26 protein-coding genes are annotated in these 25,959 nt (G+C 67.9%); 13 read left to right on the plus strand and 13 right to left on the minus strand.

Annotation, left to right across the window (positions count from 1 at the left end; all coding sequences use genetic code 11):
- The first annotated feature begins 2 nt into the window (after positions 1–2).
- From NRB20_RS22860 to NRB20_RS22870, 4 genes are all read left to right on the plus strand, one after another.
- Entirely contained in the window at positions 3–1,970 is a 1,968-nt protein-coding gene (locus NRB20_RS22860; protein ID WP_153412354.1) for an ABC transporter permease, read from the plus strand.
- Positions 1,971–2,447: 477 nt separating this feature from the next.
- Positions 2,448–3,257, plus strand: coding sequence for an ABC transporter ATP-binding protein (locus NRB20_RS38340; protein ID WP_319945283.1), 810 nt, complete (start codon positions 2,448–2,450; stop codon positions 3,255–3,257).
- Positions 3,254–3,976 (plus strand): ABC transporter ATP-binding protein, encoded by a 723-nt coding sequence (locus tag NRB20_RS38345; protein ID WP_227833774.1) that lies wholly within the window; start codon positions 3,254–3,256, stop codon positions 3,974–3,976. Before NRB20_RS38340 ends, NRB20_RS38345 begins: the two co-directional genes overlap by 4 nt.
- 46 nt (positions 3,977–4,022) lie before the next feature.
- Complete coding sequence (locus NRB20_RS22870) at positions 4,023–4,799, plus strand: enoyl-CoA hydratase (protein WP_319945284.1); 777 nt, start codon at positions 4,023–4,025, stop codon at positions 4,797–4,799.
- 189 nt (positions 4,800–4,988) lie between these two features.
- Here the strand turns inward: NRB20_RS22870 and NRB20_RS22875 are convergent, their stop codons facing one another.
- A complete protein-coding gene (locus tag NRB20_RS22875) occupies positions 4,989–6,152 on the minus strand; it encodes a thiolase family protein (RefSeq protein WP_153412356.1) in 1,164 nt (387 codons plus the stop codon).
- Positions 6,153–6,390: 238 nt separating this feature from the next.
- Here NRB20_RS22875 and hsaA point away from each other — a divergent pair, with 238 nt between their 5' ends.
- Positions 6,391–7,551 carry a 3-hydroxy-9,10-secoandrosta-1,3,5(10)-triene-9,17-dione monooxygenase oxygenase subunit gene (hsaA, locus tag NRB20_RS22880; protein ID WP_153412358.1) on the plus strand — a complete coding sequence of 387 codons (1,161 nt, stop codon included), beginning with the start codon at positions 6,391–6,393 and terminating at the stop codon, positions 7,549–7,551.
- Between the two features lie 18 nt (positions 7,552–7,569).
- Here the strand turns inward: hsaA and NRB20_RS22885 are convergent, their stop codons facing one another.
- Positions 7,570–8,484: an IclR family transcriptional regulator gene (locus tag NRB20_RS22885; RefSeq protein ID WP_153412360.1), complete on the minus strand. Its 915-nt coding sequence runs from the start codon at positions 8,482–8,484 to the stop codon at positions 7,570–7,572.
- 245 nt (positions 8,485–8,729) lie between these two features.
- Between NRB20_RS22885 and NRB20_RS22890 the strand changes: the two genes are divergently transcribed.
- Together NRB20_RS22890 and NRB20_RS22895 are read left to right on the plus strand one after the other, a co-directional pair.
- The gene (locus tag NRB20_RS22890) at positions 8,730–10,280 is read left to right on the plus strand and encodes a class I adenylate-forming enzyme family protein (RefSeq protein ID WP_153412362.1); all 1,551 of its coding nucleotides are present in this window, start codon (positions 8,730–8,732) and stop codon (positions 10,278–10,280) included.
- A gap of 81 nt (positions 10,281–10,361) precedes the next feature.
- Positions 10,362–11,156, plus strand: a complete 795-nt coding sequence (locus tag NRB20_RS22895; RefSeq protein ID WP_153412363.1) for a class II aldolase/adducin family protein — start codon at positions 10,362–10,364, stop codon at positions 11,154–11,156.
- 36 nt (positions 11,157–11,192) lie between these two features.
- On the opposite strand, the gene NRB20_RS22900 is transcribed toward NRB20_RS22895, so the two are convergent.
- The 4 genes from NRB20_RS22900 to NRB20_RS22915 all read right to left on the minus strand — a co-directional run bounded on the left by NRB20_RS22900 (position 11,193) and on the right by NRB20_RS22915 (position 14,976).
- Positions 11,193–12,047: an SDR family NAD(P)-dependent oxidoreductase gene (locus NRB20_RS22900; protein ID WP_319945285.1), complete on the minus strand. Its 855-nt coding sequence runs from the start codon at positions 12,045–12,047 to the stop codon at positions 11,193–11,195.
- Between the two features lie 115 nt (positions 12,048–12,162).
- Positions 12,163–13,206, minus strand: coding sequence for a zinc-dependent alcohol dehydrogenase (locus NRB20_RS22905; protein WP_227833790.1), 1,044 nt, complete (start codon positions 13,204–13,206; stop codon positions 12,163–12,165).
- Between the two features lie 160 nt (positions 13,207–13,366).
- A complete protein-coding gene (locus NRB20_RS22910; RefSeq protein WP_153412367.1) occupies positions 13,367–14,185 on the minus strand; it encodes an SDR family NAD(P)-dependent oxidoreductase in 819 nt (272 codons plus the stop codon).
- 38 nt (positions 14,186–14,223) lie between these two features.
- Complete coding sequence (locus NRB20_RS22915) at positions 14,224–14,976, minus strand: SDR family NAD(P)-dependent oxidoreductase (RefSeq protein WP_153412369.1); 753 nt, start codon at positions 14,974–14,976, stop codon at positions 14,224–14,226.
- Positions 14,977–15,243: 267 nt separating this feature from the next.
- Between NRB20_RS22915 and NRB20_RS22920 the strand changes: the two genes are divergently transcribed.
- Both NRB20_RS22920 and pntB read left to right on the plus strand, forming a co-directional pair.
- Positions 15,244–16,782, plus strand: coding sequence for a Re/Si-specific NAD(P)(+) transhydrogenase subunit alpha (locus tag NRB20_RS22920; RefSeq protein ID WP_153412371.1), 1,539 nt, complete (start codon positions 15,244–15,246; stop codon positions 16,780–16,782).
- Positions 16,783–16,789: 7 nt separating this feature from the next.
- Positions 16,790–18,190: a Re/Si-specific NAD(P)(+) transhydrogenase subunit beta gene (gene pntB / locus NRB20_RS22925; protein WP_153412373.1), complete on the plus strand. Its 1,401-nt coding sequence runs from the start codon at positions 16,790–16,792 to the stop codon at positions 18,188–18,190.
- A 108-nt stretch (positions 18,191–18,298) separates the two neighbouring features.
- Here the strand turns inward: pntB and NRB20_RS22930 are convergent, their stop codons facing one another.
- The 3 genes from NRB20_RS22930 to NRB20_RS22940 form a co-directional block, all read right to left on the minus strand.
- The gene (locus tag NRB20_RS22930) at positions 18,299–19,036 is read right to left on the minus strand and encodes an SDR family oxidoreductase (protein WP_153412375.1); all 738 of its coding nucleotides are present in this window, start codon (positions 19,034–19,036) and stop codon (positions 18,299–18,301) included.
- A gap of 223 nt (positions 19,037–19,259) precedes the next feature.
- Positions 19,260–19,658, minus strand: coding sequence for a nuclear transport factor 2 family protein (locus NRB20_RS22935; RefSeq protein ID WP_153412377.1), 399 nt, complete (start codon positions 19,656–19,658; stop codon positions 19,260–19,262).
- A gap of 22 nt (positions 19,659–19,680) precedes the next feature.
- Positions 19,681–20,085: a nuclear transport factor 2 family protein gene (locus tag NRB20_RS22940; protein WP_153412379.1), complete on the minus strand. Its 405-nt coding sequence runs from the start codon at positions 20,083–20,085 to the stop codon at positions 19,681–19,683.
- A gap of 102 nt (positions 20,086–20,187) precedes the next feature.
- Here NRB20_RS22940 and NRB20_RS22945 point away from each other — a divergent pair, with 102 nt between their 5' ends.
- Both NRB20_RS22945 and NRB20_RS22950 read left to right on the plus strand, forming a co-directional pair.
- Entirely contained in the window at positions 20,188–21,225 is a 1,038-nt protein-coding gene (locus tag NRB20_RS22945; RefSeq protein WP_319945286.1) for a cyclase family protein, read from the plus strand.
- An 86-nt stretch (positions 21,226–21,311) separates the two neighbouring features.
- Positions 21,312–22,004, plus strand: coding sequence for a TetR family transcriptional regulator (locus NRB20_RS22950; protein ID WP_153412383.1), 693 nt, complete (start codon positions 21,312–21,314; stop codon positions 22,002–22,004).
- A 53-nt stretch (positions 22,005–22,057) separates the two neighbouring features.
- On the opposite strand, the gene NRB20_RS22955 is transcribed toward NRB20_RS22950, so the two are convergent.
- Entirely contained in the window at positions 22,058–22,858 is an 801-nt protein-coding gene (locus NRB20_RS22955; protein WP_319945287.1) for an enoyl-CoA hydratase/isomerase family protein, read from the minus strand.
- A gap of 217 nt (positions 22,859–23,075) precedes the next feature.
- Between NRB20_RS22955 and NRB20_RS22960 the strand changes: the two genes are divergently transcribed.
- Both NRB20_RS22960 and NRB20_RS22965 read left to right on the plus strand, forming a co-directional pair.
- Positions 23,076–23,618, plus strand: coding sequence for a hypothetical protein (locus NRB20_RS22960; RefSeq protein ID WP_153412387.1), 543 nt, complete (start codon positions 23,076–23,078; stop codon positions 23,616–23,618).
- 13 nt (positions 23,619–23,631) lie between these two features.
- Entirely contained in the window at positions 23,632–24,162 is a 531-nt protein-coding gene (locus tag NRB20_RS22965) for a hypothetical protein (RefSeq protein WP_153412389.1), read from the plus strand.
- A 201-nt stretch (positions 24,163–24,363) separates the two neighbouring features.
- Here the strand turns inward: NRB20_RS22965 and NRB20_RS22970 are convergent, their stop codons facing one another.
- The 3 genes from NRB20_RS22970 to NRB20_RS22980 form a co-directional block, all read right to left on the minus strand.
- On the minus strand, positions 24,364–25,332 hold the full coding sequence (locus NRB20_RS22970; protein ID WP_319945288.1) for a zinc-binding dehydrogenase: 969 nt from the start codon (positions 25,330–25,332) through the stop codon (positions 24,364–24,366).
- Positions 25,326–25,691 (minus strand): EthD domain-containing protein, encoded by a 366-nt coding sequence (locus NRB20_RS22975; RefSeq protein ID WP_153412391.1) that lies wholly within the window; start codon positions 25,689–25,691, stop codon positions 25,326–25,328. Before NRB20_RS22975 ends, NRB20_RS22970 begins: the two co-directional genes overlap by 7 nt.
- Positions 25,692–25,757: 66 nt before the next feature.
- Positions 25,758–25,952 (minus strand): ferredoxin, encoded by a 195-nt coding sequence (locus NRB20_RS22980; RefSeq protein ID WP_153412393.1) that lies wholly within the window; start codon positions 25,950–25,952, stop codon positions 25,758–25,760.
- Positions 25,953–25,959: the final 7 nt, after the last annotated feature.

The following is a 25,959-nucleotide window of genomic DNA, read 5'->3' on the forward strand; positions in this document are numbered from 1 at the left end:
CGTTGCTGTCCTATGTCCTGGCCGGGCTCGCCCTCGGCTCGATCTATGCCATCGCCGCCGCGTCACTGGTGGTGACCTACGTTTCGGCGGGCGTGTTCAACTTCGCGTTCGGCGCGCTGGCCTATGCGGTGGCGCGTTTCTACTACTTCCTGCACGTGCAGCACGGGTGGGCGATCCTGCCCGCGGCGGTGGTCGCGATCGGCGTGTTCGGTCCGGTACTGGGGGCCGCGCTGTACGCATTGTTGTTCCGGCACTTGCGATTACGCTCGCCGCTGATCAAGATCGTCGCGACCATCGGGTTGTCGGTGGCGCTGCCGCCGCTGGTCGATCTGATCTTCGGGCAGTTGTCGAACGCGACCGCCCCGGGCCTGGCGCCGCAACCCGTGCACACCTTCCGGGTGCTGGGCGGCGTGGTGAATCTCGATCAGCTGATCACGTATCTGGCGTTGGTCGTGGTGCTCGCGGTCGGGACAATCGTGTTGCGGTACACCGATGTTGGGCTGCGGGTGCGCGCTCTGGTGGATTCCGAGGCGTTGACCGCGATGTCCGGTGTCAGCCCGACTCGGGTGTCGCTCGGGGTGTGGGCGGGCAGCACGCTGCTGGCCGGACTGGCCGGTGTGCTGGTCGCACCGAGTTCAGGGCTCACGGTGGACGGGATGACCTCGCTGATGGCGGCCGCGTTCGCCGCGGTGGTGGCGGCGCGGCTGCGGAACCTTCCCGCGGCGGTCGTGATCGCGGTGATCATGGGCGTGGCGACCACGGTCGTGCAGCGATTCGTGGCGCCGCAGAGCGCACTGTCCGCGCAGCTCGTGCCGAGTATTCCGTTCCTGTTCATGCTCGTGGCGCTGCTCTGCTACGCGGTGCGCGGTCAGGCGGGTGACACCGCGACCGGCGGCGCGCTGGATCGGGCCGTGCGCATCGCCGCGACGGGAGCAGCCGGAACGGATGCGGTGCGTGGCAAGGGGATCCGATGGTCCTCGGCGCTCGGCCCGGTGGTGACGCTGATCGTGGTCGCCGCGCTGCCGCTGGTCCTCGAGCCGTTCTGGGGCGGGGTGGTGGCCGGTGGGATCGCGCTGGCGATCGCGCTGCTGTCGTACACGATGGTCACCGGCGAGGGCGGCATGATCTGGTTGTGCCAGACCACATTCGCCGGCCTGGGCGCGGTGCTGGCGGCCGAACTGGCCACCGACGCCGGATGGTCACCGCTGCTCGCCGTACTGGTGGCCGCGATCGTCGTCACGCCGGTGGGGGTCGTGATCGGCATCCTGACCATCCGCCTGGGCAATCTCTACGTCGCCCTGGTGACGCTCACCTTCGGTCTGCTGGTGCAGAACCTCGTATTCCTGCGGGACCACATCTACAACTCCGGTCAGGGCGTGAGTCTGCTGCGACCCGAATGGGCTACGGACAACCGGGTTTTCGCGCTGTTCGCCCTCGCGGTATTCCTCGTGCTCGGCGCGATCGTGCTGAATCTGCGACGCTCCACCGCGGGTCTGGCGGTCACGGCGGTACGGTCGAGCGAAAGCGGCGCGCGGACAATGGGATTGAGCATCGTCCCGGTGAAGGTCCTGGTCTCGGCCCTGGCAACCTTCATCGCCGCGCTCGGCGGCGGCTTCCTGGCGCTGAACTACCAAGCCGCACTACCGGATTCGTTCAACCCGTTCACCGGATTGGTATGGTTGGCGGTGCTGGTCACCATCGGCTCCCGCTCCATCACCGGAGCCCTGGTCGCGGGCGTGGCATACACCGTGCTGCCCAGCGTCTTCCAGACCTACCTCCCCTCGACCTGGGCCCAGATCCCGGTCATCATGTTCGGCTTCGGCGCAATCATGCTCGCCCGCAACCCCGATGGACTCGCCGCCATGCACGCCCGGCAGCTGCGGGCAGTGCGCGCCCGATTCGGCCGCCCCGGCGCGCCCCCGGAATCAGCCGACACGGACACACCTGCGCTGGCGGGAGAACACGTATGACAACGACACCACGTAACCACATCGAAACTCACAGTGTCACAGTGAGATCCGCCAACCGATCCAGCGGCGACCCGGGTAGCAAACGCCTACGCGACCGCATCGATTGCGACAGGGTGGCAATCCTGGCGGCGGCGACGGCCCGGCTCGGGGTCCGTGGCGTCACTGTGCGATTCGATGAACAACGAACCCCGGCGACGGACTGTGGTGCGCCCCAGTCGGCTACGGCGGGAGAACACCCGTGACGACGATAACGCAGGCCCGCATCGAAACTCGCTGCTTCACAATGCGATTCGGCGAGTACCGGACCCCAAGTGACGGACAGCAATACAGCCGGATCGACGATGGCAGGAGGGCGGTTATGACGACGACAGCGCCACCGCCGCTCGAAGCTCGGGGTGTCACAGTGCAATTCGGCAAGTACCGGGCCCAGGTGACGAACGGCGATGCAGCCGGATCGGCGATGACAGGAGGGTGGTTGTGACGACGACAGCGGCGCCCCGGCTCGAAGCTCGGGGTGTCACAGTGCGGTTCGGGGGGCTGGTGGCGTTGAACGACGTCGATCTGGTGGTTCCGGCGGCGGGGATCGTGGGGCTGGTGGGGCCCAATGGGGCGGGGAAGAGCACGTTGTTCGCGGTGTTGTCGGGGTTGTTGCGGCCGCAGGTGGGGGCGGTGTTCCTGGATGGGCGGGAGGTGACTCGGAGTAGTCCGCAGGCGCGGGCTCGGCGGGGGCTGGCGCGGACGTTTCAGCAGCCGGAGTTGTTCTCCGGGTTGACTGTTCGTGATCATGTGGTGCTCGCCGATCGGGTGCGGCACGCGCGGGGGCGGATCTGGAGTGATCTGGTGACGGCGGGTGGGTTTCGGGCGTCGGGGGCGGCGGAGGATCGGCGGGTCGAGGAGATTCTCGAGCTGTTGCATCTGGGTGAGCAGGCGCATCGGCCTGTCGCGGGGTTGCCGTTGGGGACCGCGCGGTTGCTCGAGGTGGGGCGGGCGCTGGCGCTCGAGCCGACCGTGCTGCTGCTGGACGAACCGTCCTCGGGGCTCGATACTCGCGAAACCGAGGAGCTGGCAACAGTTTTCACCGATATCTCGCGGGAGCGCGGGGTGTCGCTGCTGCTGGTCGAGCACGATGTGGAGCTGGTGCTGGGATTGAGCGACACGGTGCACGTCATCGATTTCGGCGTCGAGATCAGCGTGGGCGATCCGGCGCACATCCGTGCCGATCCCGCTGTACGCGCCGCCTACCTCGGCGCCGATGCCGATGCCGATGAGGACAGGACCAAATCATGACCAGCACAACCGATCTGCTGAAGGTCCGTGATCTCGACGTGCAGTACGGTCCGGCCGTGGCGCTGCGGGACGTGTCGTTCGATCTGCCGCCGAACAGCGCGCTGGCCGTGCTGGGCCCGAACGGGGCGGGTAAGAGCACGCTGGCGCGCACGTTGTCCGGGCTGGTACCGCCGGTCCGCGGCAGTATCGAGCTCGATGGACGCAATATCGCGGGACGCTCACCGGAGTACATCCGCCGGACCGGGCTGGTGCACCTACCCGAGGGCCGAGGCGTGTTCGCGGGCCTGACCGTGCTGGAGAATCTGCGCATGGCGACCATGGGCGACCGCCGTCGCCGCACCGAATCGCTGAACCGCGCGCTGGAGATCTTCCCGGTGCTCGGCGAGCGAGCCGGGCAAGCGGCGGGCACGCTGTCCGGCGGCGAACAGCAGATGCTCTCGCTCGCAAGGGCTTTGATGGTGAATCCGCGGCTGGTGATCGCCGACGAGATGTCGCTGGGCCTGGCCCCGAAGATGGTGGACGTCGTATTCGAGAGCCTGCAACGGGCCCGAGCGGCAGGCGTGGCCGTACTGATGATCGAACAGTTCGCCACGCGCGCACTGGATTTCGCCGACCGATGCCTGATCCTGCAACGCGGCCGAGTCGCCTGGACCGGCCCCGCCGACGACGCGGGCAGCGAACTCCTGCACCGCTACCTCGGCGACACCACCGCGGCATGACCCACCACCGATTCCCCCACCCCGCAAGCACTTCGGAAGGCCGCCAGTGACCACGCCCCCACATCTGCTCGTCGAACGCACCGACGCGGTCGCCCGCCTGACCTTCAACCGCCCCGACCGCCTCAACGCCCTCACCGCCGAGCTGCTGGACGAAACTGCCACGGCCGTAGCAGATTTCAGCGCCGATCCGGAGATCCGAGTACTGGTCCTGACCGGCGCGGGCCGCGCCTTCAGCTCGGGCGCGGACCTGTCCAGATCCGCCGTCGCAGGTCCGCAGGGCGTCACCATCGATGCGGCCAACCGCCTGATCCGCGCGTTACGCGCAGCACCGCAGCCGGTGATCGCCGCGATCAACGGCCCCGCCGTCGGAGTCGGATGCTCGATCGCGCTGGCGGCCGACCTGACCGTCGCCCGCGAATCCGCCTATCTCCTACTGGCTTTCACCCGAGTCGGCCTGATGCCCGACGGCGGCGCCACCGCCCTGCTCCCCGCCCTGATCGGCCCCGCCCGCGCCGCACGCATGGCCATGCTCGCCGAACGCATCCCGGCCCCCCAGGCCGCCGACTGGGGCCTCCTCTCCCACGTGGTGCCGGACGCCGACCTCGACACCGAAACAGCCACACTCACAACACAATTGGCAGCAGGCCCGACCGCCGCCTACACCCGAATCAAACGAGCTTTCAACAAAACGGCCCTGCCCCATCTCGAACAGGCCCTACAACTCGAACGCGAAGGCCAAGCCGAACTGTTCGAGACCGCCGACGTCCAAGAGGGCATCGCCGCATTCGCAGCCAAACGCCCCCCACAGTTCCTCGGCCACTGAGGATCGCCGCAATAACCATTCCGACCGCCGCCCACACCCCAATCGACTACGCCTCCAACAGCAACACCACGCAATCGCTCCCAGACCGTGATTCGAGTGCCGAACCGAATTCTTCGAGATCGCCGACGTCCGCGAGGTATCACGACCGCAGCAATCGAACGATCTCCACAGTCACTCAGCCACTGAGAATCACGCAGTCAAAACCATCGCCGAAGCCATGCCGCCGCCCGCGCACATGGCCGCCACGGCCGTGCCACCGCCGCGGCGACGCAATTCGTACGCGAGGGTGGCGACCATGCGGGTGCCGGTGGTCGCTACCGGGTGGCCTAGGCTGCATCCGCTGCCGAAGGGATTCACCCGTTCGGGGTCCAGGCCCAGTTCGCGGACCGCGGCGACGGTCACCGAGGCGAATGCCTCGTTGATCTCGAACAGGTCGACCTGGGCGAGGCCGAGTCCGGCGCGGTCCAGAGCCTTGCGGATGGCGGTTATCGGGGCCAGGCCGGTGCGGACGGGGTCCACGCCGACGCTCGCCCAGGCCCGCACGGTAGCCAGCGGCGTGAGTCCATATTCCTCGGCAAGTGTGCTGCTGGCGACCGTCACCGCAGCGGCGGCATCGTTCACACCGCTGGAGTTGCCCGCGGTGATCGAGAAGCCCTCGATCTCGGGGTGCAGGACCTTCAGCGATGCCATCTTCTCCTCGCTGGTGTCCCGTCGCGGATGCTCGTCGGTATCGAATACCGCTGTCCCACCGGCTATCTCGACGGGGACGATCTCCTCGGCGAAGCACCCGGCGTCGATGGCGCGCACGGCACGCCGATGCGATTGCACCGCCCAGGCATCCATCTCCGCGCGCGAGATACCTGCCAGCCGCGCGGTATTCCAGCCGACGAGTATCGACATGTCGTTGTGCGGCGCGTCGGGTGTGGACACGTGCGAGGGCGAGGACCACGGGTCCTGCCACTCCTGTGTGCCGGGAATCCGCCAGCGCGACACCGGGGCGGTCGAGGAGGAGTGCGTGCCGCCCGCGATCACCGCGCGATCCATCCCGGCGCGAATACTCCCGGCCGCGGTCGCGACGCTGGCCAGTCCGGACGCGCAGTGCCGGTTGTGCGCGAGCCCGGGAACGTCGGTCAGCCCGGCTTGAAGCGCCGCGTGACGTGCGATGACCCCGCCACCGGCCAGCGTCTCCCCCAACACGACGTCGTCGATGCTCGCGGCCGGCAGCCCACTGCGCCGGGCGGCCTCACCGACGACGACGGCGGCCAGGCCGAAGGCGCTGGTGTCCCGCAGGGAGCCCTTGCGCGCGGTGCCGATCGCAGTGCGGCAGGCGGAGAGGATCACGGCATCAATCATGAATTCGTTATACTCTTATATTGCGGACAACAACAGGGTCGATCGCCTCGAATCGCCGCGCCGACACGGAAATCCAACGGGCAGACCGGCATTGAGCAGCTCTTTCACCATCGATCGAGCAAATCGTCCACGAGGAGCGATGCGAGACGGCTATAGCCAACAGCGCATCCTCAAATACACCGGATCCGACAGCGGCGACCGATTTGGAGATCCGTTCGGCAGACAGGACGATGAGCGCATGGACAGTGAGATCGCCGAGGCGGTACGCACCCTGCGGCCGACGCTGGCCGAACGATCCGCCGCGGTCGACGCCGACGGTGCGATCCCGGACGAGAGCATCACCGCACTGGTCGAATCCGGCCTGTTCCGAATGCTGCGCCCGCGCTGGTCCGGCGGCCTGGAATCGGATCCGGTGGATTTCTACGACGCCGTGCGCTCGATCTCGGCCGCCTGCGGTTCCACCGGCTGGCTGGCCAGCATCCTGGGCGTAAGCCCTTGGCACGTAGCGCTTTTCGACGAGCGCGCGCAACGCGAGATCTGGGCCGCGGAACCGGACGCGCTGATCTGCTCCGCCTACGCCCCGGTCGGCAGATTCGTCCCGGTCGAGGGCGGATTCGAGTTGACCGGGCAGTGGCGCATCGCCACCGGCAGCGCACACGCCTCCTGGGGGCTGATGGGCGGGGCCCTGGTCGCCGAGAACGGTCAGCCGATGGATCTGGCCACCGCGCTGGTCCCGCTGTCCGAATGCCGCGTGACCGGCACCTGGGACGCGGTGGGCCTGCGCGGCACCGGCAGCCGGGGCCTGCACGCCGACCGGGTCTTCGTGCCGAGCTACCGCACGCTGCGCAATTACGACGTGGTGCTGCGCCACGCACCGGGCCAGAAGTTCAACACCGGGCCGCTCTACCGGATGCCGTACGGGGCGATGTACAGCACGTCGGTGAGCGCCCCGATCATCGGGACAGCGGAAGGCTGCCTGGACGCGTTCGTCGCCCGGGTGCGCGGCGACAGTCGCCTCAGCTTCGGCAGCGGCGGCCCCGAAACCGCGCAGCAGGTCGCGGTCGGCCGCGCCGCCTCCGAGATCGACGCCGCCGTGCTCCAGATGCACCGGAACCTGCGCGAACTGCACGACTGCGCCCGCCGCCGGGTCGAGATCCCGATGCAGTTGCGGCTGCGCACTCGCCGCGATCAGGCCGTCGGCACCGAACGCGCGGTGAACTCGGTGGATTCGATCTTCGCCGCCGCGGGCGGGATGGGACTGCGCCGGGGCAACCCGATCGAACGGGCCTGGCGCGACGCCCACACCGGCCGCATCCACCTGTCCAACGACGTCAACGCCGCGCTCGAGCTGTACGGCCAAGGGGCACTTGGTCTTCCGGTCGACGACATGCTGGTCTGACCGGAAGACCCGCGCGGCCTAGAACCACTCGCCGCGCTCCCCCATGGCGACCAGCCGTCCCAGCGCCTCGTTCGCCGCGACGCCGCGCGCCGCCCCCACCGGCAGCACCGATTCGTGCCGCAGCCGATGCTGCTGCCGCGACCCGCCGCTCATCTTCTCCGAAATAGCGTGCACTGTATTGACCATCAGCGGCGCGAGCCGTTCCAGCGGCGCCTGCGCGTCGCCGACCAGGGAGACCCCGGCGATCGGCCCGTCCGGCCCGCGCACCGCCATACCCGCGCAGGCGATGTTCGGGAAGCATTCGCCGCGTTCGAAGGCCAGTCCGTGCCGGTTGCGAATGCGGTTGAGCTCCATGTGCAGTACGCCGAGCGCATCGATACTGCGCGTCGTGCGCTTGTGCAGCCCGTCCTGCAATCGCGAATCGACCTGTTCGGCCGGGAGCCACGCCAGGATCGCCTTACCCGCCGCGGTGCACCACGCCGGTGCGCGCCCACCGACCACCGACGGCACCGCCGAGGCGGCCCGGCCACCGAACTTGTCCACATAGACCACCTCGGTCCCGTCGAGTACGGCCAGGTGGACGACCATATCCGTGCGCATCGCCAACGCGTGCAGCAGCGGGAAGGCCACGGACCGCAGCGCGGTGTGCCCCTCCTCCCGGCCACCCAGCCCCAGCGCCCGATCGCCCAGGCAGTAGACCCGCCCGTGCCGACCCAGCCACGCCAGTTTGACCAGTCGTTCCAGGATTCGATGACTCGTGGAGCGCGGTAACCCGGTACGGCCCGCGATCTCCTCGAGCGTGAGGCGCGTGTGCACATCCCCGAACGACTCCATGATCAGGGTCATACGATCGACCACCGAGGGTGGCAGCGCGCCACGATCCCGCACGCCGGTCACGCTGGTATCGGTATCGCCATTGAGAACCGAGGTCATGCCACGGCCTCCTAACTTCGGAGACTCTCGCCTCCGAATTCCGGAGACTGAAACTTAACGAGTGATTCTAGCCACAGTCTAGCCAGACGCAACGGCCTGAGACAATATTTGTTATACCGATTTTCGCTGTGTCAGCACATTGTGGCCGTATCCACCGAGACGAACCAACTATAGGTATACTCTTCTATGTCACCAACGACCGGCACCTCGACTTGACAAGAACAGTGGGACCTGATTCCGGAATCATGACAGATTCGCTTCTCTTCCAAGACCATTGGTCACGAACCGTCGCCGACCACGGCTCCGCGCCGTTCCTGATCTTCCAAGACCCCAGCGGCACAACCGAATACAGCTATGCCGAGTTCGACGACATCGTCGCCCGGACTGCGGGCACGCTGCGGGCGGGCGGGGTGCGACCGGGCTCGGCCGTGCACGTCGCATTGCGCAATTGCCCTGCGTTCGTGGCGATCTGGCTCGCGGTCGCCCGGCTCGGCGCGTGGTTCGTCCCCGTCGACCCGGCGTCGTCCCCGCGCGACATCACCAATCAGACCCGTCGCACGACACCGGCGCTGGGCGTATGCGCCCTCGAACGTCGGCCGGAATATCTCGAGGGAGCGGCCGACTCGGTCCCGGTCATCATCGCCCTGCGGGAAACCGCCGACGACCTCGCACCCGGCGGCGCCCTGGTGACGGGTGCGCCGATCACCACCGCGCACGCCGAGCTGTCGCCCGCCGATCGCCTGGCGGTCATGTTCACCTCGGGCACGACCTCCGAACCCAAGGGCGTCGTGCTCACCCAGCACAATTACGCGACGGTGGCGCGGACCATGGCCGAGGCCGTCGACCTGACCGCACAGCATCGCTGGCTGGTCACACTGCCACTCTTCCACGCCAACGCCCAGTACTACTGCTTCGCCCCCGCGATCACGGTCGGCGCGAGTGTCGCACTGACGCAAACGTTCTCGGCATCGCGCTGGGTACAGCAGGCCCACGACCTGAAGGCCACCCACGCCAGCCTGTTCGCCGCGCCGATCCGGATGATCCTGGCCCGCACCCCCGAACAGGCGCCGCCGCTGCGCCTGCGGCACGTGTGGTTCGCCCAGAGCCTCGGGCGCGAACACTACGAACGCTTCGCCGAACTCGCCGGACGACGACCGCGTCAGCTGTACGGAATGACCGAAACCGTCGCCGCGGTCACCGGTGACACCAGTGATCCGTTGCGGCACAACGTGATCGGATCGCCACTCGGGGATCGCCGGATCGCCGTGGTCGACCCGCGGACCGGCCGTCCGCGCGACCCCGGCGAACCGGGCATGCTGCTGGTGCACGGCACCCGCGGCGCGGACCTGTTCGCCGAATACCTCGACGCGCCGGAGGTGAACACCCGCAGCTTCACCGATCTCGCCGACGGAACCAGTTGGTTCCGCACCGGAGATCTGGTCGCGGCGGACCCCCTGACCGGAGCGTTGAGTTTCGTCGGCCGCGCCGACGACGTCATCAAGGTCGCGGGCGAGAACGTCAGCCTGACCGAGGTCGAGGCCGTGATCTGCCAGGCGCCCGGGGTGCTCGAGGCCGTCGTCCTCGCGCAACCCGACCCGATCCGGGATCAGGTCCCGGTCGCCTACGTGGTCGCCCGGGATCCGGCCGCGCCACCCGAGGCCGCCCGTCTCACCGAGTGGGCAACGGGCAATCTGCCGCCCGCGGCCCGTCCGCGCGAATGGCACGTGGTCGATTCCATCCCCCGCACCAGCGTCGGGAAGATCCGCCGCTTCCAGGTGGCGGAGCGCAGAACCTGACCGAAGTCGTTCCGGCACAGGGCTTTCGACTCGAAACACCGCCACCGACGCGACGATCCGCACGAACGAAGGAGACCGGACATGGCCACCGAGACGGTATACGACAGCTTCCGGATGGAGGCCGGATCGGTCGCCGAGACCGGGCCGCGCACCGAGGCCGAACAGCGGATCCGCCGCGATCTGGCCGCGGCGTATCAACTCTGCGCGCGCTTCGGCTGGGACGATCTGATCTACACGCACATCTCCGCGCGCATCCCGGGCCCCGCACACCATTTCCTGGTGAATCCGCTCGGTCTGGCCTTCGACGAGATCACCGCGTCCAACCTGATCAAGATCGATCTGGACGGGAATGTGGTCGGCGAGAACCGGCACGGGTATCAGCCCAACGCGGCCGGGTTCGTGATCCACGGCGGTATCCATTCGGTCCGCGAGGACGCCGGCTGCATCATGCATCTGCACACCGAGGCGCAGATGGCGCTGTCCTGCCTCGAAGCGGGGTTGCTGCCGATTACCCAGCACGCCATGCGATTTCACGATCGCATCGGCTATCACGACTACGAGGGCATCGCGCTCACCACCGACGAGCGGCGACGTTTCATCGCGGATCTGGGTGACAATGCCGCGCTGGTGCTGCGCAATCACGGCTCGCTCACGGTCGGTCGCGACGTGGCGCAGGCGTTCGTCGAGATGTATTACCTGGAGAAATCCGCGAAGACGCAGTTGCTCGCGCAGGCCACCGGGCAGCCGCTGCGGCTCCCGTCCCGCGAGGTCGTCGAACTGACCGCGCAGCAGTGGCGGGCGTCGTTCTCGGCCGGTCTGGAGTGGCCGTCGCTGCTGCGCACCCTGGACCGGGCCGGGTCGACCTATCGGGAGTGAGCGGGCCGGGGTGCGCACAGCGTCCTGACGAGCATTCTAAAAGCCAAGTCCGGCAAGCACTTTCTCGCTCTCGATCCACAAGCGGGCCGCGGCGGCATCGTCCTGCGCGAGGGCAGCCGGTGTCTCCTCTGCCTCATTGTGGAAGTACCGCCCGCCTGCGCGGCCGCCCTCGTCCGAGGTGGCCAGCCACACCAGTGTGCGGGCGGGTTCGTCGGGTGAGACGGTGTCGGCGGCGGCCATGTGCGCCTGCATTCCCGCATTCCCGTGCGAGGCGAAATTGCTCGCCACGACGCCGGGATGCATTGCCTGCGCGGTGATTCCGGCATCCGCCTCCCGGCGATCCAGTTCGCGGGTGAACAGGATGTTGGCGAGTTTGGCGCGCGCGTAGGCCATGGTGGTGTCGAAATTGTTCAGGCTCTGCAAGTCGTCCCAGTCCGGTTCCGTGCTGATCCGGTGCGCGCTGGAGGACACCGCAATCACCCGCCCGCCGCTCGCGCGCAGCGACGGCAGCAGTTCGCGGGTGAGCAGGAACGGGGCGAGGTGATTGGCCGCGAAGGTCGCCTCGGTTCCCTCATCGGTCACGATCCGCCGGTCACGAACCCCTCCGGCATTGTTGATCAGCACATCCACCCGCGAGGTGAGCGCCGCGATCTCCCCGGCCACCCGCCGCACCTCCGACATCAGCGTGAAGTCGCCGCGCAGCATGGTGAACGTGCCACCGTCACGAGCCGCCGCGCCGAGCTGCTCGACAGCCTCGGCGCAACGCCGCGGATCACGGCCGACGCCGATCACCTGCCACCCGAGCGCGATGAGTTGCGCGGCCGTGGACCTGCCGATCCCGGAACTGGCACCGGTGACGACAGCGACGGGAAGTTTCGAATCGATCGGCACGGTGTTGTCTCCCAAATACTTTCAGCACGATCTCGGATATCGCGCATAGTTACGAGGCAGTTTAATGATACGCTTCAGTCGCCATTATCGGCAGGCTTGACAACACCCGGCCCGATCAGTCGAAGGTGACGACCACCTTCTCGGCCGCACCCGGAGTCAGGGTGAGTTCGAACGCGTGCGCCACGTCCGAGAACGGCACCTTGTGACTGATCAATTTCCCGAAACGCTCGGCGTGCTCGGCGATTTCGAGCGTCACCTCGAAGATCTCGCTCGGATACCCCTGCGAGGCGATGATGACCATCTCACTGCGCAGCATCGCACCGATATCGATCGGCTCGGGCTGCTTGTGCATGGCGACCACGACCAGCTTGGCACCCCACTTACCGGTGCGCAGCGCGGTGTTGACCACCACGGCCGCGCCCGCGGCATCGATGTAGACGTCGGTGTCGGGACGGGTCTGCCCGAGGGCGTTGTGCCCGGTCCCGTGCAGTTCCAGCAACCGCGCCGGGACGTCCTCGACCGAGGAGTCGATGACCGCGTCGGCCCCGACCGCGAGCGCCGTCTCCAGCCGCGAGGCGATCACATCGGCCACCACCACATGCTCGACGCCGCGCAACTTCAGCCAGATCACCGCGCCCAGACCGATCGGACCCGCACCGAACACCACGACCTTGTCGCCGGGCCCGGCCTCGGATCGGTTCACGCAGTGCCGCGAGACAGCCATCGGCTCGTTCAACGCGGCCACCTCGAAGGGCACCGAATCGGGAAGTACCGCAACGCTTCTGCCGACAACGGCGTTCTCGATCAGCAGGTATTCACCCATCCCGCCGAGCGCGCCGCCGCAGCCGATGATGCCCGAGGGCGCGGCCTGCGGATTGACCACCACATGATCCCCGGCCTTCAACTCGGTCACCTCGGCCCCGACCTCGACGACCTCACCGGCCGGTTCGTGCCCCAGCGGCAGCGACCGCAACGCGCCACCGTCGAGCGGATTACCGAGAGCGTCGATCGGGGTGCCGCCCATGTGCAGGAAGGTCACATCGGTGCCGCAGATTCCGCAGGCGCGGATCTTCACCAGGGCGTCGTTCGGGCCCGGAACGGGACGTTCGACCTCGACGACCCGGATCGCGTCCGCGTCGCCGGTCTGCACGAGCTTCATCGAGGACATCTGCTGCCTGCCTTCTCGGTCGATGGATTTACCGCTTCCCACGATTCCCCCTCCGACGTGCGACGACGAGGGAGCATAGTCCCGAACCGATGGTGTAGCGGGCTACACCATCGCCCGTGTCGCGGACGGTTCCCGGTCGCGCGTCGCCGATTCACACCAGCGCGACGCCGCCGTCCACCTGCAACACCTGACCGGTGACGAAAGCAGCCTGTTCCGACGCGAGATAGACTGCGGCAGCGCCGATCTCGTCCGAATACGCCTGCTGACGCGGCAGCGCCGTCGGCCGCCCGATGGTGTGCAACTGCTCGGGCCGCTCACGCAACGCCTTGCTGAACAACCCGGACTCCGGGTGATACCGGCTGCCCGCGCTGAACTCCTCCTGCGGATCCCGCGGCCGGGTGCCGTACGGCGCGACGGCGTTCACCGTGATCCCTGTCTTCCCCAGTTCCAGCGCCAGCACCCGCGTGAACGAGTGCACCGCACCCTTCGCCGCGGAATACACCGCCAGCTGAGGATCGCCGATGATCGCCGCCATCGATCCGATATTGACGATGCGCCCGCCACCCTGCTCGAGCATGTGCGGCAGCACCGCGTGCGTGCACAGCAGGGTGCTCAGCACGGTCATATCGAGATCGGCGCGCCACTGCGCGGGCGTGGTGGAGACGAACGGCCCGAAATCGCCACTGCCGCCGACATTGTTGACCAGCACGTCGATCCGGCCGAATCGGGCCAGCACCGCCTCGACCAACCCCGCGACCCGATCCTCGACGGTGACATCGGCGGCGTGCCACAGCGCCTCGGCCGCACCCTGTTCACGCGCGCGTTCGACCACCCGCGGGCCCGCCTGTTCGTCCCGGCCGACCACGACGACCCGCGCCCCCTCCGCCGCGAACGCGAGCGCGATACCGCGCCCGATATTGGCCGTCGCGCCCGTCACGACCACGACCTTGCCCGCCAGTCCGGTATCCATCGATCATCCTCTCGCCCTGCGTGATTCGATACTTCGTCCTACATCAAGGAATAGCCGCCGTCGACCGTGATCGTGGCACCGGTGACGTATGCCGATCCGGGCCCCGCCAGGAACAGGTAGACGCCCGGCAGATCCGCGGACCGGCCCCAGCGGCCCAGCGCGGTGTGTCCGACGATGTCGTTCTCCCGCTCGGCGTCGCGATGCCAGTGCGCACCCATACCGGTGTCGAACCAGCCCAGGGCGACGGCGTTGACGGTGATCGCCCGCGGCCCCAACTCCTGCGCGAGGGCCTGCACGAGCGCGTGACCACCGCTCTTGGACGCGGCGTACGCGGCCAGCCCGGCCCGCGGACGGCTCCCGATCACCGAACCGGTCACGATGATCCGCCCGCCCTCCCCCATCACCGCGGCCGCGGCGCGCGCACCGAGAAAGGCTCCGGTCAGATTGACGTCGACGATATCCCGCCACACCTTCGGGTCGGTGCGCTCGACCGTCGAAACCTGCGGCGAGACACCGGCATTGGCGATCCAGACGTCGACCCCGCCGAAGCGTTCGGCCATCCGCTCGGTGACCGATTCGTTGAATCCCTCGGCGCGCACGTCACCCGGACACACCAGCGGCTCACCCGTCAGCGACCCCGCCACCTCGTGCAGCGCCTCGGCCGACCGCGCCACCAACCCGAGTTGCGCACCGGCCGCGTCGAACGCCGAGGCCAGGATGCGTCCCAACCCCCGGCCCGCCCCGGTGATGACCACTCGCCGCCCGGTCAGGCCGCTGTTTCCGATATCCATATCCACACTCCGCACACATTCGATCCCTGGACCGGTCGGTACAGCACAGTGAAGCTAGCACAGACCGCCCATTGATTGTACCGACCGATTGTTCTAAAATTTGATTCCGGTCGAAGAGATACGCGACCCGTTCGCGGCCGGATGGATTCGCTTGCAGCAGTGCGTGTTCGACACGCACACGCCCCGGCAACGACGCCGGACGCGTCCCCGACGATGTGGTGCTGGGGGCGGATCGGGCCGCGTGCCGCCAACGCGAAGGAAGGCCAGATGAGGATCGGAGTAGTCACCGAATCGGTGGCCGAAGAGACGCGGGTCGCCGCGACGCCCACTACGGTGGGCCAACTCGTGAAACTGGGATACGACGTCGCGGTCGAATCCGGCGCAGGCCTGCGATCGGGGTTCTCCGACGAGGCGTATGCCGATCGCGGGGCGGCGGTGGTGCGGACGGAGGAGGCGTGGGACGGCGATGTCGTCCTGAAGGTCCTGGCCCCGGCCGAGCACGAGATCCCGCTGCTGCACCACCAGGCCGTACTCGTCGGATTGCTCACTCCCGCACAGCAACCCGCGCTGCTGGACACCCTCGCCGCACGCTGCGTGACCAGCCTGGCGATGGACGCGGTTCCCCGCATCTCCCGGGCGCAATCGCTGGACGTGCTGTCCTCGATGGCGAATATCGCGGGCTATCGCGCGGTGGTCGAGGCCGCGCACGAATTCGGACGTTTCTTCACCGGCCAGGTCACCGCCGCGGGCAAGGTGCCGCCCGCGAAGGTGCTGGTCGCGGGCGCGGGCGTGGCCGGGCTGGCCGCCATCGGGGCCGCGAGCCGGTTGGGTGCGATCGTGCGGGCCACCGATCCGCGGCCCGAGGTCGCCGAGCAGGTCGCGTCGGTCGGCGGGACGTATCTTCCGGTCGACGTGCAGGAGCGGATGGACTCCGCCGACGGCTACGCCAAGGCCACCAGCGAGGCGTACGACCGACGGGCTGCGGAAATCTACAGCGAGCAGTTGCGCGAGGTGGATATCGTCATCACCACCGCACTCGTGCCCGGACGGCCCGCCCCGCGCCTGATCACCGCCGCCGATATCGCCGCGATGCGGCCCGGCAGCATCGTGGTGGACATGGCCGCGGCGCAGGGCGGCAATGTCGAGGGGTCGGTGGCCGGGGAGAAGATCGTGACCGCCGCGGGCGTGACGATCATCGGGTATACCGACCTGGCCGGGAGGCTGCCCGCACAGGCTTCCCAGCTGTACGGCACCAATCTGGTCAATCTGATGAAGCTGCTGACTCCGGGGCAGGACGGGCGGCTGACGCTCGATCTCGAGGATCCCGTACAGCGCGGCATCACCGTCACCCACCACGGCGAAAAGCTTTGGCCGCCACCGCCGGTCGAGGTTTCGGCGGCTCCGCGCACCACGCCCGAGACTGCTGTTCCCGCGGCCGCGGCCGAGAAGACCTCCTGGCTCGGCACTCGTGGAAAGTACGCCCTCGGCGTGCTCGTCGCGCTGGTGCTGTTCGCCGCCGTCGCGACCGCGCCGAGTCCACTCCCCCAGCACATCACCGTGCTCACCCTCGCGATCGTGATCGGCTACTACGTCATCGGCAAGGTGCACCACGCCCTGCACACACCACTCATGTCGGTGACCAACGCGATCAGCGGCATCGTCGTGGTCGGCGCGATGCTGCAACTGTCCGCCGACGACACGGTCGTGCGGATTCTGGCATTCGCCGCCGTACTCGTGACCACCATCAACGTCTTCGGCGGATTCGCCGTGACCCGCCGCATGCTCGGCATGTTCTCGAAGGACTGATCGGCCCATGACCATCTCCGGCGCGGCCACCGCCGCGTACATCATCGCCGCCCTGCTGTTCATCGCGAGCCTGGCGGGGCTGTCCCGGCACGAAACAGCCCGTCGTGGAACGAGTTTCGGCATCACGGGCATGATCGTCGCGCTCGCGGCCACACTCGTGCTGATCGTGCACGCCTCCGATCTGCTGGCCGTCGCGCTGTTCGTGGTCGCCGTGGCGCTCGGCGCGCTCACCGGGCTGACCCGGGCCGCCCGCGTCGAGATGACCGGGATGCCGCAGCTCATCGCGCTGCTGCACAGTTTCGTCGGGCTCGGCGCGGTCCTGGTGGGCTGGAACGGATATCTCGGACACGGCCGGGTGCCCGCGAACCTGCTGGGCATCCACCACGCGGAGGTGTTCGTCGGCGTCTTCATCGGGGCAGTCACCGTCACCGGGTCGCTGGTGGCCTTCCTCAAGCTGTCCGCGCGGATCGGATCCGCGCCATTGATGTTGCCGGGCAAGAACATTCTGAATATCGGCGCACTGGTCGTATTCGTCGCCTCGACCGCCTGGTTCGTCGCCACACCGAATATCGGCCTGTTGATCGCGGTGACCGTGCTGGCGCTCGCACTGGGCTGGCACCTGGTCGCCTCCATCGGCGGTGGCGACATGCCCGTGGTCGTCTCCATGCTCAACAGCTATTCCGGTTGGGCCGCAGCGGCTTCCGGCTTCCTGCTCGACAACGACCTGCTCATCGTCACCGGAGCGCTCGTCGGCTCCTCGGGCGCATACCTGTCCTACATCATGTGCACCGCGATGAACCGCTCGTTCCTGTCGGTGATCGCCGGAGGCTTCGGCATCGAGGCGAGCACGGGATCCGACACCGAATACGGCGACTACCACGAGACCACCGCGGCCGAAACCGCCGAACTCCTGGACAGCGCGTCTTCGGTGGTCATCGTGCCCGGTTACGGCATGGCCGTGGCCCAGGCGCAGTATCCGGTCGCCGAATTGGTGCAGGTCCTGCGCGGCCGCGGAATCCAAGTCCGCTTCGGCATCCACCCGGTCGCCGGACGCCTCCCCGGCCACATGAACGTCCTACTCGCCGAGGCCAAGGTCCCCTACGACATCGTCCTGGAAATGGACGAGATCAACGACGACTTCCTCACCACCACAGCGGTTCTCGTCATCGGCGCCAACGACACCGTCAATCCCGCCGCCCGCGAACCCGGCAGCCCCATCGCCGGAATGCCCGTCCTGCACGTCTGGGAAGCCGACAACGTCATCGTCTTCAAACGCTCCATGGCCGCCGGCTACGCGGGCCTACAGAACCCCTTGTTCTTCCGCGACAACACCCGAATGCTCTTCGGCGACGCCAAGGACCGCGTCCAGGACATCGTCCACGCCCTGAACCGCGAACCCGTGCACTGAACTCGTCGCACAGTCGTGCGGGGCGGATTTCCTCGGAAATCCGCCCCGCGGTCGCTTGCCGTGCTTCGTCAGTGTTCGTGCGATTCCAGCGGAAACCGCTGTCGGGTGTCAGATCAGGTAGCGGCCGCCGTTGACGCTCAACGTCGTTCCGGTGACGTAGCCGGCCTCCTCGGAGGCGAGATACGCGACCGCGTGGGCGATATCTTCCGGGCTGCCGGCGCGTTGCATCGGCATCGATGCCGCGACCGCGCCGACGTTGACCGTGGCGCGCGTCAGCGGGGTGTCGATGAAACCCGGGGGGACGTGGTTCACGGTGATGCCCTTGGTGGCGAATTCCATTGCCAGAGCGCGGGTCAGGCCGATCACGCCGCCCTTGGAGGCAGCATAGTGGGCCATACCGGGGGCGCCGGTCTGCGCGGAGGACGAGGAGATGTTGATGATTCGGCCCCAGCCCTCGGCGAGCATGTCGGATACGAACTCACGGGTGACCAGGAACGGGCCCTTGAGGTTGATCCGGATCATGCGGTCCCAGGCGTCCTCGCTCATGATCGGAAACGGTTCCGCCGCATTGATTCCCGCGTTGTTGACCAGAATCGTGACGGGGCCGAGTTCGTTCTGGGTCAGCGAGGCGGCGTCGGCGACGGCGTCGAGATCCGCGGCATCGCCGACCACGGCCACCGCGGTGCCGCCCGCGGCCTCGATGGCAGCCACCGTCTTCTCCGCGCCCTCGGCGTCCAGGTCCCAGACCGCGACCGCGGCGCCCTTCTCCGCGAGCACGGTCGCGATCGCGGCCCCGATACCGCGGCCGCCGCCGGTGACGACGGCATTCCTGCCTCGTAGTGTCATGTGATCACTCCTTCTCGACGACCGTCGACGGATCGCGGCGGCTGAGCGGTCTCAATTTTAGAACAACCGGTCGATACAATCAACGATGAATGTGCCGCTACGCCCGTGTTCGTCGCGGATATTCGAAAGTGGCCTCGCCGGAACGGATTCCGTCGAGGCCACCGCCGGGCACGCTGGTCGGCCCGACCGTCGGAGCGACGCGTTCACATCGCGCGGGACGGGTTCACATCGTGAGGGACAGCTTGCGGCTGCGGAACAGCCAGGCATCCCCGTCGCGGACCAGCACGTCCTCGTAACGCCCGAGAAGCTGTACGGCCCAACCGTTCTCGCCGCGCAGCAGGAAGACCAGATCGCTGGTGGCCGCCGCCTCGCCGGCGGTCCAGGATGTGATCACGATATTGCCGACCAGATGCCGCTGCGGTGCGGTCGGGACCATTCCGGCGTAGACCTCCTGTAGTGCGTCGTGGCCCTGGAAGGTGCCTACGCCGTCGATCTCGGAGGTGGCCTCGGCACCGAACGTGGCGACGATGTCGTCGGTGCGGCCGGTGTCCAGCGCCTGGGTGTACATGGCGATCGCGGTCTGGACGCCGTACACGACGTCGGCGTGGGTGATTTCGCTCATTGTTGTTCTCCTGGAACGGATCTTACGTTTCGAATGTGGTCTTGCGGTGCCGGAATCGCCAGCCGCCGTCCTGTCGGCGCAGGGTGTCCACGTAATGGCCGACGAGTTGCACGCCCCAGCCGTTCTCGCCGCGCACGAACAGCGCGGCATCGCTTTCGGCGGTGGCCTCGTCCGCGCTCCACGAGGTGAGGACGGTGTTGGCGAGCAGGTGCCGCGTCGGCGTGGTGATCTGCGCGGAGAAGCCCTCGAACGCCTCCCGGATCGCCGCCCGCCCCTCGAACGCGGGCACGCCGGGCATCTCGAGCACCGCGTCGGCGGTGTACTGCGCCGCCACGTCGTCGATGCGCCCCGCGTCCTGCGCCTGGGTGTGCGCGCCGATGGTGGCGCGCACACCGGCCGCGACCTCGGCCGCCGTTGGTTCGCTCATGGATTTCTCCTGATTAGTTCATTTCATTGACCGATCGGTACAATGCAAAATAGCATGGGGACCGCAGTCGACGCGGACTGTTTGGACAGAAGGAGACCAGCCGTGACGAAGCGATGGAAGCAACGGCCGCCGGGCTCGACCTGGGGCGACTGGGGCGAGGACGACCAGCTGGGCCGAATCAACCTGCTGACCCCGGAGAAGGTGCGCCAGGGCGTACGCGAGGTCGAGCACGGGATCAGCTTCAGCCTGAGCCTGCCCCTGGACTATCCGGGCGGCAGCGCCATGAACCAGCGGCGCTACCCGCCGATCCTGCGGCCCACCGAGGATCTTGAACACAACCAGGACACGTTCTACAACGTCATCGCCAAGGACAAGATCGATCCCACGTTCATCGATCTGTGGAGCGATGACATGGTGACGCTGTGGTTGCAGTACTCGACGCAGTGGGACGGGCTGGCGCATCAGGGCGCACTGTTCGACGCGGACGGTGACGGCGTCGCGGAACCGGTGTACTACAACGGATTCCGGGCCGGTGTGGAGATCGTGGGCCCGCAGGAAGATGCCAAGGGCGACGGCAGCGGCAGCACCGCGTACGCCCAGAACCTGGGTCTCGAGCACATGGCCGCGCACGGCGTGCAGGGGCGCGGTGTGCTCGTGGACGTCTCCTGTCTGGGCAAGGACTGGCAGCCGGTGAACCTGAAGATGTTGCAGGGCTTCATGAATGAGCAGAACGTCGTGGTGGAGCCGGGCGATATGCTCATCTTCCACACCGGCTTCTGCGATCAGATCATGGCCTGGGAGAAGAATCCGGGACCGGAGATCCAGGCCATGTTCCCCTATATGGACGCCGAGGACGAATCGCTGTTGCAGTGGATCGACGAGTCGCAGATCTCCGCGCTCATCTCGGACAACTACGCCGTGGAGGGCTGGCCCGGCCCCGACGAGGAGCCGCACACACTGCTGCCGATCCACAATCTGTGCCTGTTCCGGCTCGGCGTTCCGCTCGGTGAGCTCTGGTACACCTCGGAACTGGCGAGCTGGCTGCGCGAGCACAACCGCAGCCGGTTCCTGCTCACCGCGCCGCCGCTGCGCCTGCCCGGGACGATGGGCAGTCCGCTCACGCCGGTCGCGACGGTGTGAGCGCTGGTACGAGGGTCGGGTGAGGGCCGTTCGGGGTGCGCTGGGTGTCGCCGCACCCCGAACGGGATGACGAGGGGAACGGGATCATGTCGGCAACGCGAACCGAGCGCGGCAAGACCGCACGCTACTACCGCAAGCGCGAACAGGTGGTGAACGTCGCGGTCGAGCTGTTCTCCCGAAACGGTTACGCCAGTACGGGAGTCGCGGATATCGGCGAGGCCGCCGGGCTCGCGCGCGGCGCGCTCTACTACTACATCGGTTCCAAGGAGGCGCTGCTCGCGGAGATCCACGATCTGGTGATGGATCCGCTGCTGGCCGAGGCGTCCGCGATCGTGCACGCGGACATGGGTTTTCAGGTCCGGCTGCGGTTGCTCTCGGAATCGCTGCTACGCCAGATCGTGCACCGGCAGGACCACGTCCGGGTATTCCTGCACGAATACCGCCAGCTGCGCGGCGAGTACCGGATCCGGTTCCGGGTCAAGCGCAGATGTTTCGAATCGGAGATCCTGTCGGTGCTGGCCGACGGCGAACGTGCAGGCGCACTACGCATTCGGGATCTGGAGCTGGCAATGCTCACCTTCCTGAACCTGCACAACTACACCTATCAGTGGCTCGATCGCCGCAAGGGTCTGACGGTCGCCGAACTCGCCGCCTTCTACTGCGAGCTGTTCCTGAACGGAATCCTCGCCGAACCGGTCGATCGGGATGCGTTCGAGGTCGAATTGGCGCACGGGCGGTCGATTCTCGCGGCACGGACGGCCGAGCGCCCTGAGCGCTGACCGCGGCCGTCGGGCTCTCGCCGGTCGGGCTGCGACAGCGCAGGTCAACGACCTCAGCGGCCGGTGAATCGCGCCTTGCGGGGACCGTCGGCGACGAAGCTGCGCAGGCCGTGCTGCCCGTCCTCGCTGGCGAAACAGCGGGTGATCAGGTCGGCCTCCAGGGCCAGCCCCTGCTCGATCGGGAGGTCGAAACCCTCGTCGATGGCCTGTTTGGCGTAGCGCAACGCGATCGGGCCGCGGGCGTACTCGAGTGCTCGCTCGATCGCGGTGTCGAGAACGTCGTTGTCGGGGACCAGCTGATCCACCAGGCCGATGCATAGCGCCTCCTCGGCCGGTACGAAGCGGCCCGACAGCATGAGGTCCTTGGCGCGCGCCACCCCGACGATGCGAGAAAGGCGTTGGGTACCACCGGAACCCGGGATTATGCCGAGTGTGGTTTCGGGCAGTCCGAGACTCGCGCCCGCACCCGCGATGCGGAAATCGGCGGCCAGGGCCAGCTCACAGCCGCCGCCGAGCGCGTAGCCGCGGATCGCGGCCACGGTGATCTGCGGCGCGGTGGCGATCAGGTGAAAGGCGTTCTGTAACACCCGGTTCCGTCGATCGAAGGCCTCGGCGGTGAGGTCGACCATTTCCTTCACATCCGCGCCCGCCGCGAAATGCTTTCCGCCGCCGGTGATCACGAGCGCCCGGTAGCCGCTGTCCTCGTGCAGGGAGCGCGCACAAGTCTCGAGCAGATCCCACATCCGCTGATCCAGGGCGTTCACCGGGGGACGATCGATGTGCAGGATGCCCAGTCGCGGCTCGTCGGGATGAGGATCGATCCGCACCGGCGCGGATGTGCTCTCACTGGTCACTGCGTGCCTCCGATCGAGTGATGCCCCAAACTTTAGTGTACCGGTCGGTCGAAGTAATGAGTGGGATTGCCGCCGGATTGCCGCTGAGCGAGACGAGCGCGCGAGGCAGATCTTGTTCCCCTGCGGTTTCCGGTCAGTGGGAATGCCCCGATGCCGGAATGTGTGGGCGGTCACACTTCGGGGCGATCCTTTCGAAAACCCGATGAGGGGTGGCTCTATGCACATCAGAACGTCCGCGGCGGACCGCGGAGAATCAAGTTCCGGTCCGGTGGCCGGTATGGCGCGGGCCGGTGCGCTCGCGACGGCCGTCGCCGCCGCGGCAGTGGCGGCCGCCACGGTGGGCGCGGCCCCCGCATCCGCCGATACGGCACAGCCGAGTCCGGCACAGCCCGCGGCCCCGGCCGCGCCGGTGGACCCGGCCGCGGAGTACACCAAGGCGTTCAACATGGTCGCCGGGGCGTACGACAACGACAGCACCGCCGGCCGTATCGCCGGGTCGGTCGCCGGTGCGGCCATCGGCTGCGGCGTCGGCGCCGTGACCGGCGGATCGCTCACCTTCCTGGTCTCCGCGGGCACCTTGACCCCGCTCGGCGCCGTGGGTGGCTGCATCATCGGCGCGGGCACCATCGGCTTCCTCGGCGGCACCATCGGCAGCGCCGTGACCGGCCTTCCGGCGGCCGCGGCGGCCTGGCCCGCGGCGGCGGCCGAGCTGCACTCCAACGGTCTGATCGCCCAGCAGGTGCAGGGCCCGCACTCCTAGAAACGAGCTGTTCATGAACCACAAGACTCAGGTCGCGGCGCTGGCCGCCCTGGCCGCCCTGGCGGTCGTGAGTGCGGCCGGCACCGCGAGCGCGGCCGCACCGGCCGACGATGTCGCCACCGCGCCGGTCGCGCCCGCCAAGGCCGCCCAGCCGGTCGATCAGGCGCCCGCGCAACCCGCGGGCGGCGACTTCAATTCCAACCTGCATGCGGCCTGGGAGGCCGGCAACCAGTCCGCGGGTATCGCCACGGGTCCCGGTGTCCTCGCGGGCTCCGCGCTCGGCGCGGCCATCGGCTGCCCGCTGGGCGCGATCACCGGTGGCACGCTCATGGCGATTCCGACCGCGGGAACGCTGAGCATTCCGGCCGCCGTGGCGGGCTGCCTGGTCGGCACCGCCGCGGTCGGCGGTCTGGGCGCGGTGCTCGGCGGTGCGGCGGCCGGTGTTCCGGCCGGTCTGTACGCGGGTGTGACCACCTTCAACGCGTTGCAGGCCAGGTCCGCAGCCGGTGGCGGTGCACCCGCCACCGCCCCTGCCCACGGCTGACCCTCAGCCGTCGCACGACGAGCCCCGCCCGTATTCCTCATCCGGGCGGGGCTCGTTGGGCTTTTCCCACCCGGCCGAGGCACCCGGGAGTTCCCGGCAGACAGAAGTGCCGGGCATGAGTCGGCAGACAGAAGTGCCGGGCGAGAATCGTTCTCGCCCGGCACTTTCCGTATTCGGTTCGGATACTGCGACTTTCGGATATCAGGGTTGCAGGACGACCTTGCCGAACAGTTCACCGGCGAGCATCGACTCGAATGCCGTGCGCGCGTCGGCCAAGGGCAACACCGAATGCACTGGAGGGTGAATATCGTTGTCCGCCAAGAACTTCACGAGCTGTTCGAGATCGTCGCGGGTGCCCATCGTGGTCCCGATGATCCGCAGTTTGGCCATGTAGACGCGCTCGAGATCCAGCGGCGGATTGCTGCCGGAGGTCATCCCGGCCACCACGATCGCACCGCCCGGACGGACCGCCTTGAGCGAATGCGCCCACGTTGCCGCGCCCACCGTTTCGAGTACCGCGTCGACTCGTTCGGGCAGCCGGACGCCGGGTTCGAAAGCCTGATCCGCCCCCAATTCGACGGCCCGAGCGCGCTTTTCGGCGCTGCGTCCGGTCACCCAGACGCGCACGCCCGCCGCCCGGCCCAGCATGATCGCCGCCGTCGCGACGCCACCGCCGGAGCCCTGCACCAGCACCGTACTGCCCGCGGTGGCACCGGCCAGCACGAACAGCATCCGGTACGCGGTCACCCAGGCCGTGGGCAGGCAGGCGGCCTCCTCGAAGCTCAGCGACTCCGGTTTGGTGACCAGATTGCGGCGCGGCACCGCGACGCGTTCGGCGAAGGTGCCGTCCACCAGATCGGACAGAATCGTCACGCCCGGGTCGAGGATCTCCTCGCCGCCCCAGTCCGGATCGTTGATCAGCGCGTGGATGATCACCTCGCGACCCTCGGCGTCCACACCCGAGGCGTCACAGCCCAGTACGCGCGGAAACGTTGCGCCCCTGGGTGTTCCGACTCCACGCAACGACCAGATGTCGTGATGGTTCAGCGACGCCGCGCGCACCCGCACGACGGTCCAGCTCTCGGGCGCGACCGGGTCGGGATGCTCCCCCACCCGCAGGCCCGACAGCGGATCCGCCGCGTCCACACCGGTGATCGTGGCCGCTAGCACGGCGCACCCAGTGCGGTCGGGCGCACCTCGGTCACGAGGATCACCCGTTCACCGACATCCATGAAATTCTCCTCGTCGACACGTAAGGCCGCGCCGCCCTCGCCTCGGTACCAATCAGTCCAGATCCGCAGTCCGGCAACGTCTTCGAACTCGAATTCGGTCACGCAGTCGTACGCCGGATCGGTCTTGCCGCGTCCGATGCGGACCGCGTGATCCTGCCGGTAGTCCTTGATCGCCGCCGCGACGTGCGCGGGCAGCAGGCGGGCGGCCAGCGGCGCGTGCTCGTATTCGTAGTATCTGCCGAATTCCTCGGCACTGATATCCGGGCGGCGTTTGATCAGCACGATCATCTTGATCATGGTTCACTCCTCACCGGATCACCGGCAGCACATCGATTCCGTTGCGCCGGTTCCGGTTCCGCGCGGCTATTCCTCGATGCGAATGGCCAGCGCCGGGCATACCGCCGCCGCCTGCCGCACATCGTCGGCGAGTTCGGCGGGCGGATTCGCGTTCAGCAGCACCACGATGCCGTCCTCGTCGCGCTGATCGAACACCTCGGCCGCGGCGGCGACGCACTGTCCGGCCGCGACGCACTTCTCTTCGTCGATAACGACTTTCATCTCATAC

Source organism: Nocardia macrotermitis (assembly GCF_009604405.1).
GTDB classification, from domain to species: Bacteria; Actinomycetota; Actinomycetes; order Mycobacteriales; family Mycobacteriaceae; genus Nocardia; species Nocardia macrotermitis.

Coding starts and splice junctions, on each gene's coding strand:
- NRB20_RS38345 (WP_227833774.1), top strand. CDS start 3,254: ATGACCAGCACAACCGATCTGCTGAAGGTCCGTGATCTCGACGTGCAG.
- NRB20_RS22875 (WP_153412356.1), bottom strand. CDS start 6,152: ATGATTGATGCCGTGATCCTCTCCGCCTGCCGCACTGCGATCGGCACC.
- hsaA (WP_153412358.1), top strand. CDS start 6,391: ATGGACAGTGAGATCGCCGAGGCGGTACGCACCCTGCGGCCGACGCTG.
- NRB20_RS22885 (WP_153412360.1), bottom strand. CDS start 8,484: ATGACCTCGGTTCTCAATGGCGATACCGATACCAGCGTGACCGGCGTG.
- NRB20_RS22890 (WP_153412362.1), top strand. CDS start 8,730: ATGACAGATTCGCTTCTCTTCCAAGACCATTGGTCACGAACCGTCGCC.
- NRB20_RS22895 (WP_153412363.1), top strand. CDS start 10,362: ATGGCCACCGAGACGGTATACGACAGCTTCCGGATGGAGGCCGGATCG.
- NRB20_RS22905 (WP_227833790.1), bottom strand. CDS start 13,206: ATGAAGCTCGTGCAGACCGGCGACGCGGACGCGATCCGGGTCGTCGAG.
- NRB20_RS22910 (WP_153412367.1), bottom strand. CDS start 14,185: ATGGATACCGGACTGGCGGGCAAGGTCGTGGTCGTGACGGGCGCGACG.
- NRB20_RS22915 (WP_153412369.1), bottom strand. CDS start 14,976: ATGGATATCGGAAACAGCGGCCTGACCGGGCGGCGAGTGGTCATCACC.
- NRB20_RS22920 (WP_153412371.1), top strand. CDS start 15,244: ATGAGGATCGGAGTAGTCACCGAATCGGTGGCCGAAGAGACGCGGGTC.
- pntB (WP_153412373.1), top strand. CDS start 16,790: ATGACCATCTCCGGCGCGGCCACCGCCGCGTACATCATCGCCGCCCTG.
- NRB20_RS22930 (WP_153412375.1), bottom strand. CDS start 19,036: ATGACACTACGAGGCAGGAATGCCGTCGTCACCGGCGGCGGCCGCGGT.
- NRB20_RS22935 (WP_153412377.1), bottom strand. CDS start 19,658: ATGAGCGAAATCACCCACGCCGACGTCGTGTACGGCGTCCAGACCGCG.
- NRB20_RS22940 (WP_153412379.1), bottom strand. CDS start 20,085: ATGAGCGAACCAACGGCGGCCGAGGTCGCGGCCGGTGTGCGCGCCACC.
- NRB20_RS22950 (WP_153412383.1), top strand. CDS start 21,312: ATGTCGGCAACGCGAACCGAGCGCGGCAAGACCGCACGCTACTACCGC.
- NRB20_RS22960 (WP_153412387.1), top strand. CDS start 23,076: ATGCACATCAGAACGTCCGCGGCGGACCGCGGAGAATCAAGTTCCGGT.
- NRB20_RS22965 (WP_153412389.1), top strand. CDS start 23,632: ATGAACCACAAGACTCAGGTCGCGGCGCTGGCCGCCCTGGCCGCCCTG.
- NRB20_RS22975 (WP_153412391.1), bottom strand. CDS start 25,691: ATGATCAAGATGATCGTGCTGATCAAACGCCGCCCGGATATCAGTGCC.
- NRB20_RS22980 (WP_153412393.1), bottom strand. CDS start 25,952: ATGAAAGTCGTTATCGACGAAGAGAAGTGCGTCGCGGCCGGACAGTGC.